General features: G+C 63.3%; 13 protein-coding genes, 1 tRNA gene and 1 pseudogene. 8 read left to right on the top strand and 7 right to left on the bottom strand.

Annotated features, from left to right (window positions below):
- Positions 1–15: 15 nt before the first annotated feature.
- Positions 16–1,590, bottom strand: coding sequence for a glycerol-3-phosphate dehydrogenase/oxidase (locus SA496_RS08085; RefSeq protein WP_330115250.1), 1,575 nt, complete (start codon positions 1,588–1,590; stop codon positions 16–18).
- A gap of 2 nt (positions 1,591–1,592) precedes the next feature.
- Positions 1,593–3,188, bottom strand: coding sequence for an FAD-binding oxidoreductase (locus SA496_RS08080; RefSeq protein WP_120651672.1), 1,596 nt, complete (start codon positions 3,186–3,188; stop codon positions 1,593–1,595).
- A 126-nt stretch (positions 3,189–3,314) separates the two neighbouring features.
- Here SA496_RS08080 and gliR point away from each other — a divergent pair, with 126 nt between their 5' ends.
- On the top strand, positions 3,315–4,337 hold the full coding sequence (gene gliR, locus SA496_RS08075) for an AraC family transcriptional regulator GliR (RefSeq protein WP_120651673.1): 1,023 nt from the start codon (positions 3,315–3,317) through the stop codon (positions 4,335–4,337).
- Positions 4,338–4,385: 48 nt separating this feature from the next.
- Here the strand turns inward: gliR and SA496_RS08070 are convergent, their stop codons facing one another.
- A complete protein-coding gene (locus tag SA496_RS08070) occupies positions 4,386–5,600 on the bottom strand; it encodes a molybdopterin molybdotransferase MoeA (protein WP_120651674.1) in 1,215 nt (404 codons plus the stop codon).
- Entirely contained in the window at positions 5,597–6,136 is a 540-nt protein-coding gene (gene moaB, locus SA496_RS08065; RefSeq protein WP_120651675.1) for a molybdenum cofactor biosynthesis protein B, read from the bottom strand. Before moaB ends, SA496_RS08070 begins: the two co-directional genes overlap by 4 nt.
- Before the next feature lie 67 nt (positions 6,137–6,203).
- On the opposite strand from moaB, the gene mobA reads away from it, so the two are divergent.
- The 4 genes and pseudogenes from mobA (at position 6,204) to SA496_RS08045 (ending at position 7,781) form a co-directional block, all read left to right on the top strand.
- Positions 6,204–6,791, top strand: a complete 588-nt coding sequence (mobA, locus tag SA496_RS08060; protein WP_120651676.1) for a molybdenum cofactor guanylyltransferase MobA — start codon at positions 6,204–6,206, stop codon at positions 6,789–6,791.
- Between the two features lie 78 nt (positions 6,792–6,869).
- Positions 6,870–7,091 carry a YgdI/YgdR family lipoprotein gene (locus SA496_RS08055; RefSeq protein WP_120651677.1) on the top strand — a complete coding sequence of 74 codons (222 nt, stop codon included), beginning with the start codon at positions 6,870–6,872 and terminating at the stop codon, positions 7,089–7,091.
- 163 nt (positions 7,092–7,254) lie between these two features.
- Positions 7,255–7,331 (top strand) — tRNA-Pro (locus tag SA496_RS08050).
- 118 nt (positions 7,332–7,449) lie between these two features.
- Positions 7,450–7,781 (top strand): annotated as a pseudogene (locus tag SA496_RS08045) (hypothetical protein).
- Between the two features lie 3 nt (positions 7,782–7,784).
- On the opposite strand, the gene SA496_RS08040 reads toward SA496_RS08045, so the two are convergent.
- The 3 genes from SA496_RS08040 to SA496_RS08030 all read right to left on the bottom strand — a co-directional run bounded on the left by SA496_RS08040 (position 7,785) and on the right by SA496_RS08030 (position 9,861).
- Positions 7,785–8,021, bottom strand: a complete 237-nt coding sequence (locus SA496_RS08040) for a glutaredoxin family protein (protein WP_120651692.1) — start codon at positions 8,019–8,021, stop codon at positions 7,785–7,787.
- A gap of 46 nt (positions 8,022–8,067) precedes the next feature.
- The gene (locus SA496_RS08035) at positions 8,068–9,219 is read right to left on the bottom strand and encodes a DUF5610 domain-containing protein (protein ID WP_120651693.1); all 1,152 of its coding nucleotides are present in this window, start codon (positions 9,217–9,219) and stop codon (positions 8,068–8,070) included.
- 84 nt (positions 9,220–9,303) lie between these two features.
- The gene (locus tag SA496_RS08030; protein WP_330115249.1) at positions 9,304–9,861 is read right to left on the bottom strand and encodes a TetR/AcrR family transcriptional regulator; all 558 of its coding nucleotides are present in this window, start codon (positions 9,859–9,861) and stop codon (positions 9,304–9,306) included.
- Between the two features lie 155 nt (positions 9,862–10,016).
- Between SA496_RS08030 and SA496_RS08025 the strand changes: the two genes are divergently transcribed.
- The 3 genes from SA496_RS08025 to SA496_RS08015 all read left to right on the top strand — a co-directional run bounded on the left by SA496_RS08025 (position 10,017) and on the right by SA496_RS08015 (position 12,964).
- Positions 10,017–10,631: a glutathione S-transferase family protein gene (locus SA496_RS08025; protein ID WP_330115248.1), complete on the top strand. Its 615-nt coding sequence runs from the start codon at positions 10,017–10,019 to the stop codon at positions 10,629–10,631.
- Between the two features lie 90 nt (positions 10,632–10,721).
- A complete protein-coding gene (locus SA496_RS08020) occupies positions 10,722–11,588 on the top strand; it encodes an MBL fold metallo-hydrolase (protein WP_120651696.1) in 867 nt (288 codons plus the stop codon).
- Between the two features lie 107 nt (positions 11,589–11,695).
- Positions 11,696–12,964, top strand: coding sequence for an OprD family porin (locus SA496_RS08015; RefSeq protein WP_153921078.1), 1,269 nt, complete (start codon positions 11,696–11,698; stop codon positions 12,962–12,964).
- Positions 12,965–13,079 lie beyond the last annotated feature (115 nt).

The following is a 13,079-nucleotide window of genomic DNA, read 5'->3' as shown; positions in this document are numbered from 1 at the left end:
GCGTCCTTGTTGTTGTTATTCGGGCAGGCTGTAGCAGTGACGCCAGAGCGCCAGGTAAGCCGCCTCTTCGTCTGCCCAGCGGAAATCGTCCCAGCCCAGCAGCGGCTGACACAGCGAGCGGATGCGCGGCAACTCCGCGCGGGCACCTTCAGGCAGCAACAGACCGAGGCGCGTGCGGCGCAGCAACAGGTCATCCAGGTGCAGGACCAATTCACCCTCCGCCGCCCAGGCCAGTTCGGCCCAGAGCGTATTCGTGGTTCCGACGCGCCCATTGCCGATCTTCGCGACCCAGCGAGCCAGCTCGGCGGCACTTCGTCCATGCCGGCCTGCCAGACGCAGACGCTGGGCTGGCGACAGGCTCGCAGCGTCCGGAGCTGCACAAGGCATGAAGACCGGGCCATCGCCCTCCTCCAGCGTCCGGCCGACGAAGCCCGCGCAGGCATGCAGCACCTCCAGCGCCAACAAACGGAAGGTGGTCAACTTGCCGCCGGCCAGGGTGACGCAGCCGGGCTCCATCCAGAGGACATGCTCGCGTTTCTCATCCGACGGTCTCAGCCGTGCCTCGCCATCGCTCACCACCGGCCGAACACCCGCCCAGGTGGACAGCACATCGTCACGGCCGATCCGCACAGCGGGGAACTGCAAGGCGCAGGCCTCCAGCAGGTAGTCGACTTCCGCCTCAGTGATGCGTGCGTCCCGGTCCAGCTCTTCCCGGTGATCGAGATCGGTGGTGCCAATCACAGTCGCCCCTTCCCAAGGGAAGACAAATACCGGCCGACCGTCCGTGGGGTGCATGAAACTGATCGCATGGGCCAACGGCAGACGCCACCCCGCAATCAGGAGGTGACTGCCGCGCAAGGGACGGATGTGCTCCGTGCCCTGCACAGTACGTAGACGATCAGCCCAGGCTCCCGTCGCCTGGGCCACCGCACGGCTGCGGAAAGTGAGTCGTTGACCACTTTCCAGGTCCTCGGCCTCCAGGCCGGTCACGCTGCCTTCTTCCCGTCGCAAGTTCACCACACGCATGCCGTTCAGGGCCTCGCCGCCTTCAGCACGGGCCTCTCCCAGCACCCGCATTACCAACCGGGCGTCGTCGGTTACCGCATCGAAGAAACGGGTGCCGCCCTGAAGGCCGCCTTCGTCCAGGCCGGGCACCAGATAGCGCAGCTGCTGCAGCGGGTAGTACAGGTGGTTGCGGCGCCCGGCCAGGGCGTCATAGACCGCCAGCAGACCGCCGAATACGCGCGGCCCCGGAAAGCTGCCGCGGTGCGGCATGACGAAACTCAACGGATCCACCAGTCCCGGCGCTTCAGCCAGCAGACGCTGGCGTTCTCGCACCGAGGCGCGGGTAAGGCCGAACTGGCCCTTGGCGATGTAGCGCAAGCCGCCGTGGACCATCTTCGAGGAGCGACTCGACGTCCCCCAGGCGAAATCCCGCTGCTCCAGCAGCAGGCATTTCCAACCGCGCCTCGCCGCTTCCCGCAGGATTCCGGCGCCGCATATGCCGCCGCCGACCACGATCAGGTCCCATTCCCTGCTGGCCAGTTCCGGCAAGGCTGCGGCGCGCCAACCGGCGTTCCAGGCGGCCATGTTCAATCCTCGAACAGCACGCCGGGGGCGAGACGGCCCTCGGGGTCGAAGTGCTGCGCCAGGCTGCGCAGGGCGGACATGCCCAGAGGCCCTTTCTCCGCCGGCAGCCAGGGCGCGTGATCGCGGCCAACGCCGTGCTGATGGCTGATGGTGCCGCGATTCTGCGCGATCACCTCACTGGCGACGCGCTTGAGTTTGCTCCAGCGCGCCAGGGCGTCAGCGTAACTCGCACCAGGACGATAGACATAGGTGGTGTAGATGCTCGAACCCTCGCCATAAACGTGGGACAGGTGCGTGAACACATGGACCCGCTCGCCCTCATCCGTCAGGCCATTGCGCAGACTGGCCTCGATCTTGCCGAGCAGACTGTCGACGTTAACCCAGTCGGTGGCCGTTTCCAGGGTGTCCACCACATAGCCTGCACCCCACAGCGCGTGGCGCAGGTAGGGGAAACGGAAGCGGTTGTGCTCCCACTTCTTGCCCAGCAAGGTGCCGGTGAATACACCACCGAAGGCCTTCAACAGGCGCCTGGCCTGCTTCAGCGATGTGGCGTTCTGCAAGCGGTTGCCAGTCACGCCGAAAGTCAGCATGCATTTGCCGGCGCCCGCCCCGCGCAGCGCCAGGTACCTTTCCAGCAGTGCAATCTGCCCCGGATGGCCAGCCAGGGCCAACTGGGTTTCCGTCTCGATAGCATTCGACAGACGCAGCATGGACAGCGGCACCCGCGCCTGGGCAAGGCGGCGAATACCCTTGAGGGCCTGGCTCCAGCTGGGGAGGAAAACCGCGTAGAAGGACTCCTGATCTGCCAGCGGAGTGACCCGCACCCGCACTTCGGAAATCACCCCGAAGCGCCCTTCTGAGCCGAGCACCATCTCGCGCAGATCCGGGCCCGCAGCCGACGCCGGGAAGGTGGGCAGTTCCATGGGGCCGGCAAAGGTCTCCAGCGTGCCTCCGGCAAACAGCTGCTCGATGCGCCCGTAACGCAGGGATTGCTGGCCACTTGAACGGCTCGCCACCCAGCCGCCAAGGGTGGACAGCTCCCAGGACTGCGGGAAATGACCAAGGGTGTAGCCACGGGCACGAAGCTGGCTTTCCACTTGCGGTCCGTTGGCGCCGGGGCCGAAGGTGGCTATCTGGCTTTCCTCGTCCAGCTCCAGCATGCGGTTCATGCGCGCCAGGGAGAGCGTCAGCACCGGCCGCTCGCTGGCTTGAGGATTGATATGGCCCGCCACCGACGTGCCGCCGCCATAGGGAATCAGTATCAGGTCGCGTTCGGCCGCCAAGGCCAGCAGCTCGCGGATCTGCTCCGGGGTTTCTGGGAAGGCCACGCCATCTGGGAACTGGCCGAAGTCTCCCTCGCGCATTGCCAGCCAGTCCGGCAGGCTTTGGCCACGGGCGTGGCGCACGCGAGTCTCGGCATCCAGGCTGATCAGCGGATGTGCCACAAGGCGCGAAGCCGGTACACGAGCCAGCACCTGCTGCAGACTTGCGTCAGCCAGAGGCTGGCCCGCGCTGATGCGCTCGGCCAGGAAGGCCGCTCCATTGGCCGGCAGCTCCACCACCGTCGCCTCATCGCCCCAGCCGTTCCAGCGTCGCATGCCGTTCTCCTTGTTCGGGTTATTTCGTAGGTCTTCGATGGCTGCCTATACTAGCCAGCCGCCCAAAGGCGTCACTGTCGGATCGGGACAGTGGCCATCGCCAATCAGGACATAACAAGAAAACGCATGCACGCCCTCGGCTATACCTCCGTTCCCGCCCTTCTCAAGTACCTGCGCCACGCGGAACAGCTTGGCCTGGAACAGGCCTCCGTCCTCGCTGCCGCCGGGCTCAGCCCGGAGGACCTCGCGGACAACGGCCGACGCCTGCCCAGTGAAGCCCACGAACGTCTGCTGGACCATCTGATCCGGGAATCCGGTGACCCACTCTTCGGCCTGCACTCAGCGCGCTACGTGCAACCCGGTTCCTGGAGCGTGCTGGGCTACATCACCATGAACTGCGCCACCCTGGGCGAGGCCATGAGCCGCATCGCGCCTTACGAGAAGCTGGTGGGCGACATGGGCGTGAGCCGCATCGAGGCCGAGGACGACCTGGTGCGGATGATCTGGAACTGCCGCCACCAGGACCCGGCCATTCGCCGCCACATGGTGGAAAACGTGCTCGCCTCCTGGCTGCTCTACGCCCGCTGGATCGCCGACATGCAGCGCTCGCCGAGGGAAGTGTGGTTCGAACACGCCCAACCCGAGGCGACCCGCATCGAAGACTATGAAGAGGTATTCGGCTGCCCAGTGCGTTTCGAACAGCCCTGCAATGCCCTGCTGGTACCCCTTGAATACCTCGCCGTGCCACTACGTCAGGCCGATGCCAACCTGCTGCGTACCCTGGAAGAACATGCACTGGCACTGATGGCGGGGCTGGATGACGACGAGCCGCTTCCGCAGCGAGTCAAGAATGCGCTGCGCCTACTGCTCAAGGATGGCCTGCCGCGTAAGGAACGGGTGGCGGAAAAATTCCACATGACGGTCCGCACCCTGCAGCGCCACTTGCAGCAAGCCGGCACCAGCTACCAGCAGATACTCGATGAACTACGCCGCGAACTGGCCGAACATTACCTGCTGCGCAGCGACCTGCCGATCCAGGACATCGCCTGCTACCTGGGTTTCACCGAATCCCGCTCCTTCCATCGCAGCTTCAAAACCTGGACCGGGCAGACGCCAGGGGAGTATCGGGAGGCGAAGAGGCAGGCGTGAACAGCCTATAGGGGATCAATCCTGTAGGGACTTGACCAACCAGAGCAGTCAGGCCTGCAACTCACTCAACGGAATAAAGCGCAAGGTATCGCCCTCGGCCAAAGTGGTGCCTTCCAGCACTTCCACCAGCCCCTCTGCCCAAGCGGCACTGCGCAACACACCCGAACTCTGGTTCGGGTAGATCACCGCGCGGCCGTTCTCCAGCCGTGCTCGCAGGTACTCGCGACGATTACCCGGCTTCTTCCAGGTAAAGCCGGCAGGCACCACGAACCCGAGCGGCTCCACCTCTTCGACGCCTAGACGACGCAGCAAGTAGGGCCGCGCCAAAAGGCCGAAAGTCACCAGCGTCGATGCCGGGTTACCCGGCAAGCCGATTACCGGTACGCCGCGGAAGTGCCCGAAAGTCAGGGGCTTCCCTGGTTTGATCGCCAGTTTCCACAGTGCTAGTTCGCCCGCTTCGCGCAGCGCCTCACCCAGGAAATCCGCCTCGCCCACGGAAACGCCGCCGGTGGAGAGAATCAGGTCCACCTGCCCCAACTCGGCCAGCGCCTTGCGGGTCAGCTCCAGATCGTCTGCGAGGATGCCGGCGTCCACGACCGAACACCCCAAACGCTTGAGCCAGGCGATCAGCAGACTGCGGTTGCTGTTGTAGATCTGCCCCGGTCCCAGCGGCTGGCCGGGCGGTACCAGTTCGTCGCCGGTGGAGATCACCGCCACGAGGGGACGACGGCGCACCAGCAACTCTGCAGCACCCAGGGAAGCGCACAGCCCCATTTCTATAGGGCCAAGTCGCGTACCGGCGGGCAATACGCTATCGCCAGTGCGGGTTTCCTGGCCGCGTGGACGGACGTTCTGCCCTGCTCTAAGCGGCTCGAGAAAACGCACCCTGCCATCGGGCAGGACTTCGGCGTTCTCCTGCATTTCCACCAGGTCCGCGCCTTCGGGCAGCGGCGCACCGGTGAAGATGCGCGCGCAAGTGCCAGGTTTCAGCGGCTCCGGTGCACTGCCGGCAAGAATGCGCTGGCTCACTATGAGAGGCTCGCCCTGCCAGTCGGCCAAACGCAGGGCAAAACCGTCCATTGCGCTGTTGTCCCACGGTGGAAGGTCGAGACCGGCCACCAGCGGTTCGGCCAGTACGCGGCCGTCGGCCTCAGCCAGGGCCACGGTTTCACACGCATCGATCGGCGCAGCCACCGCCAACGCCAGCAAGCGCGCCAGGGCGTCCTCGACCGGCATCAGGCCGGGATGGTCGCATCCACTCATCCGCGGCTCTCGCAAGCATTGGCCTGAGTCAGGTGCGGTACGAAGTTGCACGGACGATGGCGGTTATCCAGTTGCTCGGCGAGGATGCCGTCCCAGGCCGTTCGGCAGGCATTGGTCGAGCCCGGCAGGCAGCATACGAGCGTGCCGTTGGCCAGCCCGGCCAGCGCGCGGGACTGCATGGTCGAGGTGCCGATATCTGCCACGGAAATCTGCCGGAAGTATTCGCCGAAGCCGTCCACCTGCTTGTCCAGCAGGCAGGCCACCGCTTCGGGAGTGCTGTCACGGCTGGTGAAACCGGTACCGCCGGTGATGAGCACCACCTGCACTTGATCGTCGGCGATCCAGGTGGCGACCTGGGCGCGGATCTTGTACAGGTCATCCTTCAGCAGCACGCGCGCGGCCAGGTTGTGCCCGGCGGCGGTCAGGCGGTCGACGAAGAGCTGGCCGGAGGTATCGGTCTCCAGGCTGCGGGTATCACTGACGGTTAGAACGGCGATATTGAGCGGCACGAACACCGCCTCGGCCTTGTGACTCATGGCAGGCTTCCAGTTGTAGGTGTGAATGCCCGGTGTTATATCACAGCGCCGCCCCGGAGACCTTTCGATGACCGACCAACCCTTGCCGCACTGCTCCGTCCTGCTGCTTTCCGGCGGTCGCGGCCAGCGTCTGGGCGGCCGCGACAAGGGCCTGGTCGAGTGGTGCGGTCGCCCCCTGATCGCCTGGTTGCACGAACGGGTCCGCCCCCTTACCGACGACCTGATCATTTCCTGCAATCGCAACGCCGAGCAATACGCAGCCTGGGCCGACCAACTGGTACAGGACGACAGCCCGGACTATCCGGGACCGCTGGCCGGCATCCGTGCGGGTCTGGCGGTGGCCCATCACGATCAGGTGCTGATACTCCCCTGCGACGCCCCTCAGGTGGACGACACGCTGATTGCCAGCCTTCTCGCCGCCGCCTGCGAGCGTCCGGTGATGGTCCGCCAGGGTGAACTCTGGGAGCCGCTGTTCTGCGTGCTACCCCGTAGGGTACTGCCGATACTGGAAGCCGGCTGGCAGGCCGGAGAGCGCAGCCCACAGCGCATTCTCAGGCAACTGGACCCGGTCGCAGTGGTCTGCCCGGAAGGCGATCCACGGCTAGCCAACCTGAATACACCCGATCTGCTAGGCCCCTCGTGCCCCGGAAACTGAGTCAGATTTCTGGAACTTTGCCAGGAAGTTCTTCGTCAGAAGCTCCGTACAACCAGCGTAATCATCAAGGAGATGACGATGAACCAGCGGATAGTCCCCGCTTTCCTGCTCGCAATGGGTCTTTTCACTCTGGCCGGCTGTTCTTCGCCGACAGTGATCACCCTGAATGACGGGCGTGAAATCCAGGCCGTGGACAAACCCGAATTTGACGACGACTCGGGTTTCTACGAGTTCGAACAATTGGACGGCAAGCGTGCCAAGGTGAACAAGGATCAGGTCCGCACCATCAAGGAACTCTGATTCCCACGGCCCGCTCGCGCACTGCCAGCGAAGCGGGCCTTCACCCTCCCGCAGCAACCCCGCGTCATTCTTAGCCTCCCGCGCCGCGATGCAGAGAAAATAAAAAATTTCTCGCTAACCCCTTGTAGGCCAAAAGTTTTTCTGTAGAATGCGCGCCACACAACGGAGCGTAGCGCAGCTTGGTAGCGCGTCTCGTTCGGGACGAGAAGGTCGCTGGTTCGAATCCAGTCGCTCCGACCAAACCCCGAAAAACCCGCCTTGAAGGCGGGTTTTTTATTGCCTGCGATTTTTCTTTGGCAGCTTTCCCAGTGCAGATGCCAAATCGCCAGCACCGCCCTATCATCAGCCGGTTTCTCCCATCGCCAGGGAAGCGGTCGTGCGCATTGCACTCCTCTCCATCGTCCTGCTATCTGCCTCCGCCCTGAACGTCAGTGCCGCCAATACGCCATGTCCGGCAGTAAAGGCGGTATCGCCCGTTGCGATGGCGAACTCTTCGTCTGCAATGATGGTTCCATCAGCGGTTCGAAAAAGAACTGCGGCGCGATGCTTGGCCAGCCGGCAGCCGGGAGCGCCACGCGGATGGTGGAGGATGGGCAGTGTCTGTGTGGAAGCGGAACGATCTGCATCGGTCCGCGTGGCGGGCACTACTGCCTGACACCAAGCGGCCGGAAGAGCTATGTCAGGAAATAGCCGTCAGGACAGGAAGGCCGCTACGGCAGTCGCATCGAAGGGCCACCCCAGCTCTCCGCCGGTATCGCAACGGCGCAGAACCGGAATGCGCAGACCATAGATTTCGACCCACTCTTCGCGGTCAGCTATGTCCACCAACTCCACCATCAGGCCGCGTTCGACGAAAGGCATGAGCACGCCTTCGGCTACCTCGCAGAGGTGGCAACCGAGGGTGCCGAAGAGTTGGCATTCAGGAAGCATGGCGATGCGCCTCGAAGATCATCGAGGCGCGAAGTCTAGCACGCGCTCAGGCGTCGGTGGACTTGCCCTGGCCCTTGTCTAGCAAGGGTTGCAGACCATCCAGCAGACGATTGTTCAGGGCCTCGGCCTTGGCCAGTTGAGTTGAATCGAAGCGCTCGTCCAGGGCGAAACCACCCTTGAGCAGCTGTTTCAGGGTGTCGCGGCCGTTTTCGGCCAGTTCCCCGGCGCTGCGCAAGGCGTCCAGCAGGCTGTTGGCGTAGTCCTTGAGGTTGCCATTGACCGCGCTGGCCGCCTGGCCACCCTGCTGGGCGACTGCGCCGTATGCGTCAGCGGCCTGCATGACCTTGGTCTGGGTGAGGTGCAGGGACATGGACGCCAGTTGTTCACCATCCATATCCAGCGCCATGGCCCGGTCGAAAGCGCCGGCCAGATCGCCGGAGTAGAACTTGCTGGAGATGTCCTGGACCTGGCCGAGCAGGTCGCTCAGCGCGGCCTTTTCCTCGTCATCCAGATCTCCCTCTATCTCGATCTGCCAGGCTCCGATCTGCAGGCTGGAGGAATGGCTGCTGCCAACCAGAAGCGACGTCTTGCCATCGCTGGCTGCTGCCAGAGTGCTGCGGGAGTAGCTGGCCGACGCCTGGGCAATCGAGATGCGCAGCTTGTCCCCATCACGGGTCTTCACTTCCAGGTCGAAGGTTTCCGCCTGTGCCTGGAATCGCTCGCTATAGCCGGCGACTGCCACCGCGCCGCCCGGCTCGGTCGTAGTCGCTGGCTGCAGGTAGGTCTTCTGCAATTGATCCAGGCCGTCCTGGATGCGGTCGAAAGTGTCGTCGATATCCTCGGCCACCTTGCCGCCGAGCACACCCAGGCCATCGAGAATCTTGCGCGCGTCATCGAAGCCTTTCTGAATCCCGGCGCGAGCCTGGTCGAGCAGCCCCTGCAGCTTGGCTGTGTCGGCGCCATTGGCCGACTCACTGCGCAGGCGCTGGTCGATGAAACCGAGCACGCGGTCCGCGACTTTCTCGGGGGTGTATTTGGATGCTTTGTCGCTCAGAGCGCCCGGTTCCAGCCCCAATTGCTCGCCGAGGCGGCGAGCCAGCGTTTCCTGCGCATTCACCTGCTTTCGCGCCAGGGCAGCGGGCATACCGGAAACAGTAGAACGTTGAGTGGACGAAGCGAAAGGAGCCAGGGCATTCATATCGGGGAGTCCGGAGTCGGCGGCGTCCCCTCTTTGGCGGCCGCAGGCGGAAGAACTTGAGCGGCTGTCGACGAGCGGATTGAGTCAGATGCCAGCGGCGCGCATCAACTGATCAGCTGCGTCCTTCGCCTCCAGCGCCTGCTCGCTCGGCCCCTCGATGTGGGCCATGCTGATCGCCCCTTCCATCAGATACTGGAGTTGGCGGGCCAGACGCTCCGGCTGGGCAACCTCCAGTCGTGCCAGCGCATCTCGGAAGTAACGCTGGGTAGCGAGCTTGTAGGACGCCGCCAGACGATGCACAGGATGGTCCCGATCATGGAATTCGCCCGCCGCATTGATGAAGGCGCAGCCGCAGAACGGTTCCTGTCTCAGCCACTCGGCCAGGCCATCGAAAACCCGCAGGATCGCCTCCCGCGGCGGCAAATGCTCAAACGCCGATGCCATGCGCTCGGCTGCCGGCGCGAAGCGCGATTCCAGGGCCGCGATGATCAGCTCGTCCTTGGATTTGAAATGCTTGTAGAGGGTCATCTTGGCCACGCCGGACTCGGCCAGGATGCGGTCGATACCCGTGGCGTGGAAACCTTCGCGATAGAAAAGCGCGATGGCGGTGTTGACCAGTTGATCGCGTTTGCTCGATGCCATTGCAGCCTCCTGAACCGGCGCATTATGCGCATCCCGTTGGATTGGCTCAAATGACGTGGGACGTGAAGCCAGGGATGTCGCATGCTTCGCCCTTGAAATATACAGACAGGTCTGTCTACCATCCAGCGCATTCCAACCAACGCGAGGGACTCGCCATGCAACTTCACGACTTCTACCTCTCCGGCAATTGCTACAAGGTCCGCCTGTTTCTCGGCCTGATCGGTCAACCGGCTGAACTGTTGACCGTGGACCTGCCCCACGGCGCGCAGAAGCACCCGGAGTTCCTCGCGCTGAATCCACGAGGCCAGGTCCCGGTGCTGGTGGACAACGGTCAGCCGCTGGTCGACTCCCAAGCGATACTTGTCTACTTGGCGCGACGCTATGCAGATGCGCACTGGTACCCGCTGGACGCCGTCGCCCAGGCGCAGATCGCTGGCTGGCTGAGCCTCACCGCCAACGAAATCCATAACGGTGTGGCACGTGCACGAATCGGCCTGAAGTTCGGCCGGCAGGTGGATCTGGAGGACGCCCAGGCGCGTGGCCGGCAGGTCCTGGAACTCGTGAACGCGCACCTGACCAATCGCACCTGGCTGGTCGGTGAGCAGCCCACCATCGCCGACGTGGCGGTTTACCCCTACCTGGCCATGGCCGAAGAAGGCGGGCTGGAGCTCGCGCCCTATCCGTACCTGAATAGCTGGCTCGCGCGGATCCGCGCCTTGCCCGGTTACCTCGACCTACCTCATTTCCAAGGGGCTCGGAGGACAGAATGAACAGCCCATTCCACCTCGGCCGCAATCGCCTGCCATTGGCTTCAGAAGCTGCGCCCCCCTCTTCTTTCCTGCCCCAAGGACACTGATCAAATGCGCTTGCGTTCGTATTTCCTGCTCATTCTGCTTGGCACCTTCAGCGCGATTGCCCAGGCCGATGGCCTGCGTTTTGCCCTAGTGAAGACTTCGGAAACCGAAACCCTGGACGCCTTCACCGTGGCGGACGGCAAATGGACCGAGAAGGTGAAGGCGAACCACGTGGCGGTGCTGATCCAGCATCACGCCGCTACCCTGCTGTTCGACACAGGCCTAGGCCGACAGGTAGACAGCCAGTTCACCAGCGAAATGCCCTGGTGGGACAAGCCCCTGATGCAGTATGGCGCCGTGACCCCGGCCCGCGACCAGTTGGATCGCGATGGTATCCAGGTGGACCGCATCATCCTCAGTCACGCCCACTGGGACCACGCCTCGGCACTGGTGGACTTCCCCGATGTGCCAGTCTGGGCGCCTTACGAAGAGATCGAGTTCACCGAAATCGCAACACCGCCGGCAATACTGCCCAGTCAGTTCACCCACGGCGTCAAATGGCACCCCTTCACCTTCCTGCCCATTCCCTTCATGGGCTTCGAGGAAAGCCTCGACCTCTTCGGTGATCGCAGTCTGGTACTGGTGCCGCTGAGCGGCCACTCACCGGGTTCGGTGGGCCTATTCCTGACCCTTGAAGATGGACGGCGTTTCTTCTTCACCGGTGACGCCAGTTGGCGCCTGGAAGGTTTTACCGGGCCGAAGGAGAAATTCTGGGTCAGCCGCAGGATGGTCGATAACGACCGCGAAGCCACGCGCGCCCAATTGCAGAAGGTTCACGAACTGCTCCAGAGCGAACCTGGGCTCACTGTGATTCCTGCTCACGACGCCAAGGTGCAGGACGTGCTCGGTTACTACCCGCAGTGGGTGCAGTGAGCTGCAGACCATCGTCTAACAGACAGGAAATGTAACGAAATGCTTTAGTCAAATTGTTGTAACAGGACGACCCGACCGACCTGCAATCCAACGAGGAGACAATAACAATGAGCAATACCTCGCTTGCACGAGCCGTGGCCCTGGCCACGCTCGGCGCCAGTGTCACCCTGCCGGGCATCGCCCAGGCCGAGTTCATCAAGGACAGCAAGGCCAGCCTGGAGCTGCGCAACTTCTACTTCAACCGCGACTTTCGCCAGGACAACGCTCCCCAGTCCAAGGCTGAAGAATGGGCCCAGGGTTTTCTGCTTCGCTATGAATCCGGCTACACCGAGGGCACTGTGGGCGTTGGCGTCGATGCCCTTGGCCTGCTCGGCGTCAAGCTCGACTCCAGCCCGGACCGCAGCAATACCGGCCTGCTCAAGCGCGACCGGGAAACCGGACGCGCCCAGGACGAATATGGCGAGCTCGGCCTGACCGCCAAATTGCGCGCCTCCAAGAGCGTTCTCAAGGTCGGTACCCTGCTGCCCAAGTTGCCAGTCGTCCAGTACAACGATTCGCGGCTGCTGCCACAAACCTTCAAGGGCGGCCATCTGAACTCGATGGAGCTCGACGGCCTCACCTTCGATGGCGGCCAGCTCAAGCAGGTCAACCAGCGTGACTCCTCAAACTACGAGGACATGACAGTTGCCAGCGGCGCCGCCCGCGCCATCACCTTCCGCAGGGGCACCACCAGCGACGAGTTCAATTTTGGCGGCGCCACATACAAGTGGACCGACAATCTCGCCACCGGCTACCACTACGGCGAACTCGACGAGTTCTACAAGCAGCACTATTTCACTGCCCTGCATTTACTGCCGCTGGGCGACAAGCAGTCGCTGAAGAGCGATATCCGCTATGCCCGCTCCACCGATGAAGGCACCAGCAACGTCGACAACAAGGCCTTCGGCGCCATGTTCACCTATGCCCTCGGCGGCCACGCCTTCGGTCTCGGCTACCAGAGCATGAGTGGCGATACCGGCTTCGCCTACATCAACGGCACCGACCCCTTCCTGGTCAACTACGTGCAGATCGGCGACTTCGCCAACAAGGATGAAAAATCCTGGCAAGCCCGCTACGACTACAACTTCGCCAGCATCGGCATCCCCGGGCTGACCTTCATGACCCGCTACCTCTCCGGCGACAACATCGACCTGGGCGCAGGCCGCGAGGAAGGCAAGGAATGGGAGCGCAACATGGACATCGCCTATGTGTTCCAGGAAGGCGCTCTGAAGAACTTCGGCGTGAAATGGCGCAACGCGACCGTGCGTTCGACCAACTTCGGCAGTGACATCGACGAGAATCGCCTGATCCTCAGCTACGTGCTGCCGCTCTGGTAATTCCGCTCCAACAGAAAAGCCCGCCAATCGGCGGGCTTTTTCATGTTCCGGCATTGAGCTCCCGTAGGTTGGCAGCGTGCAAGTCATGGCTGGGACTGCACGTCTGGCTTCACGT

The organism is Pseudomonas sp. JS3066 (assembly GCF_036328175.1).
Taxonomy (GTDB): Bacteria; Pseudomonadota; Gammaproteobacteria; order Pseudomonadales; family Pseudomonadaceae; genus Metapseudomonas.
Note: the sequence above shows the minus strand (reverse complement) of the source record. Positions and strands in the feature narration are given on the sequence as shown.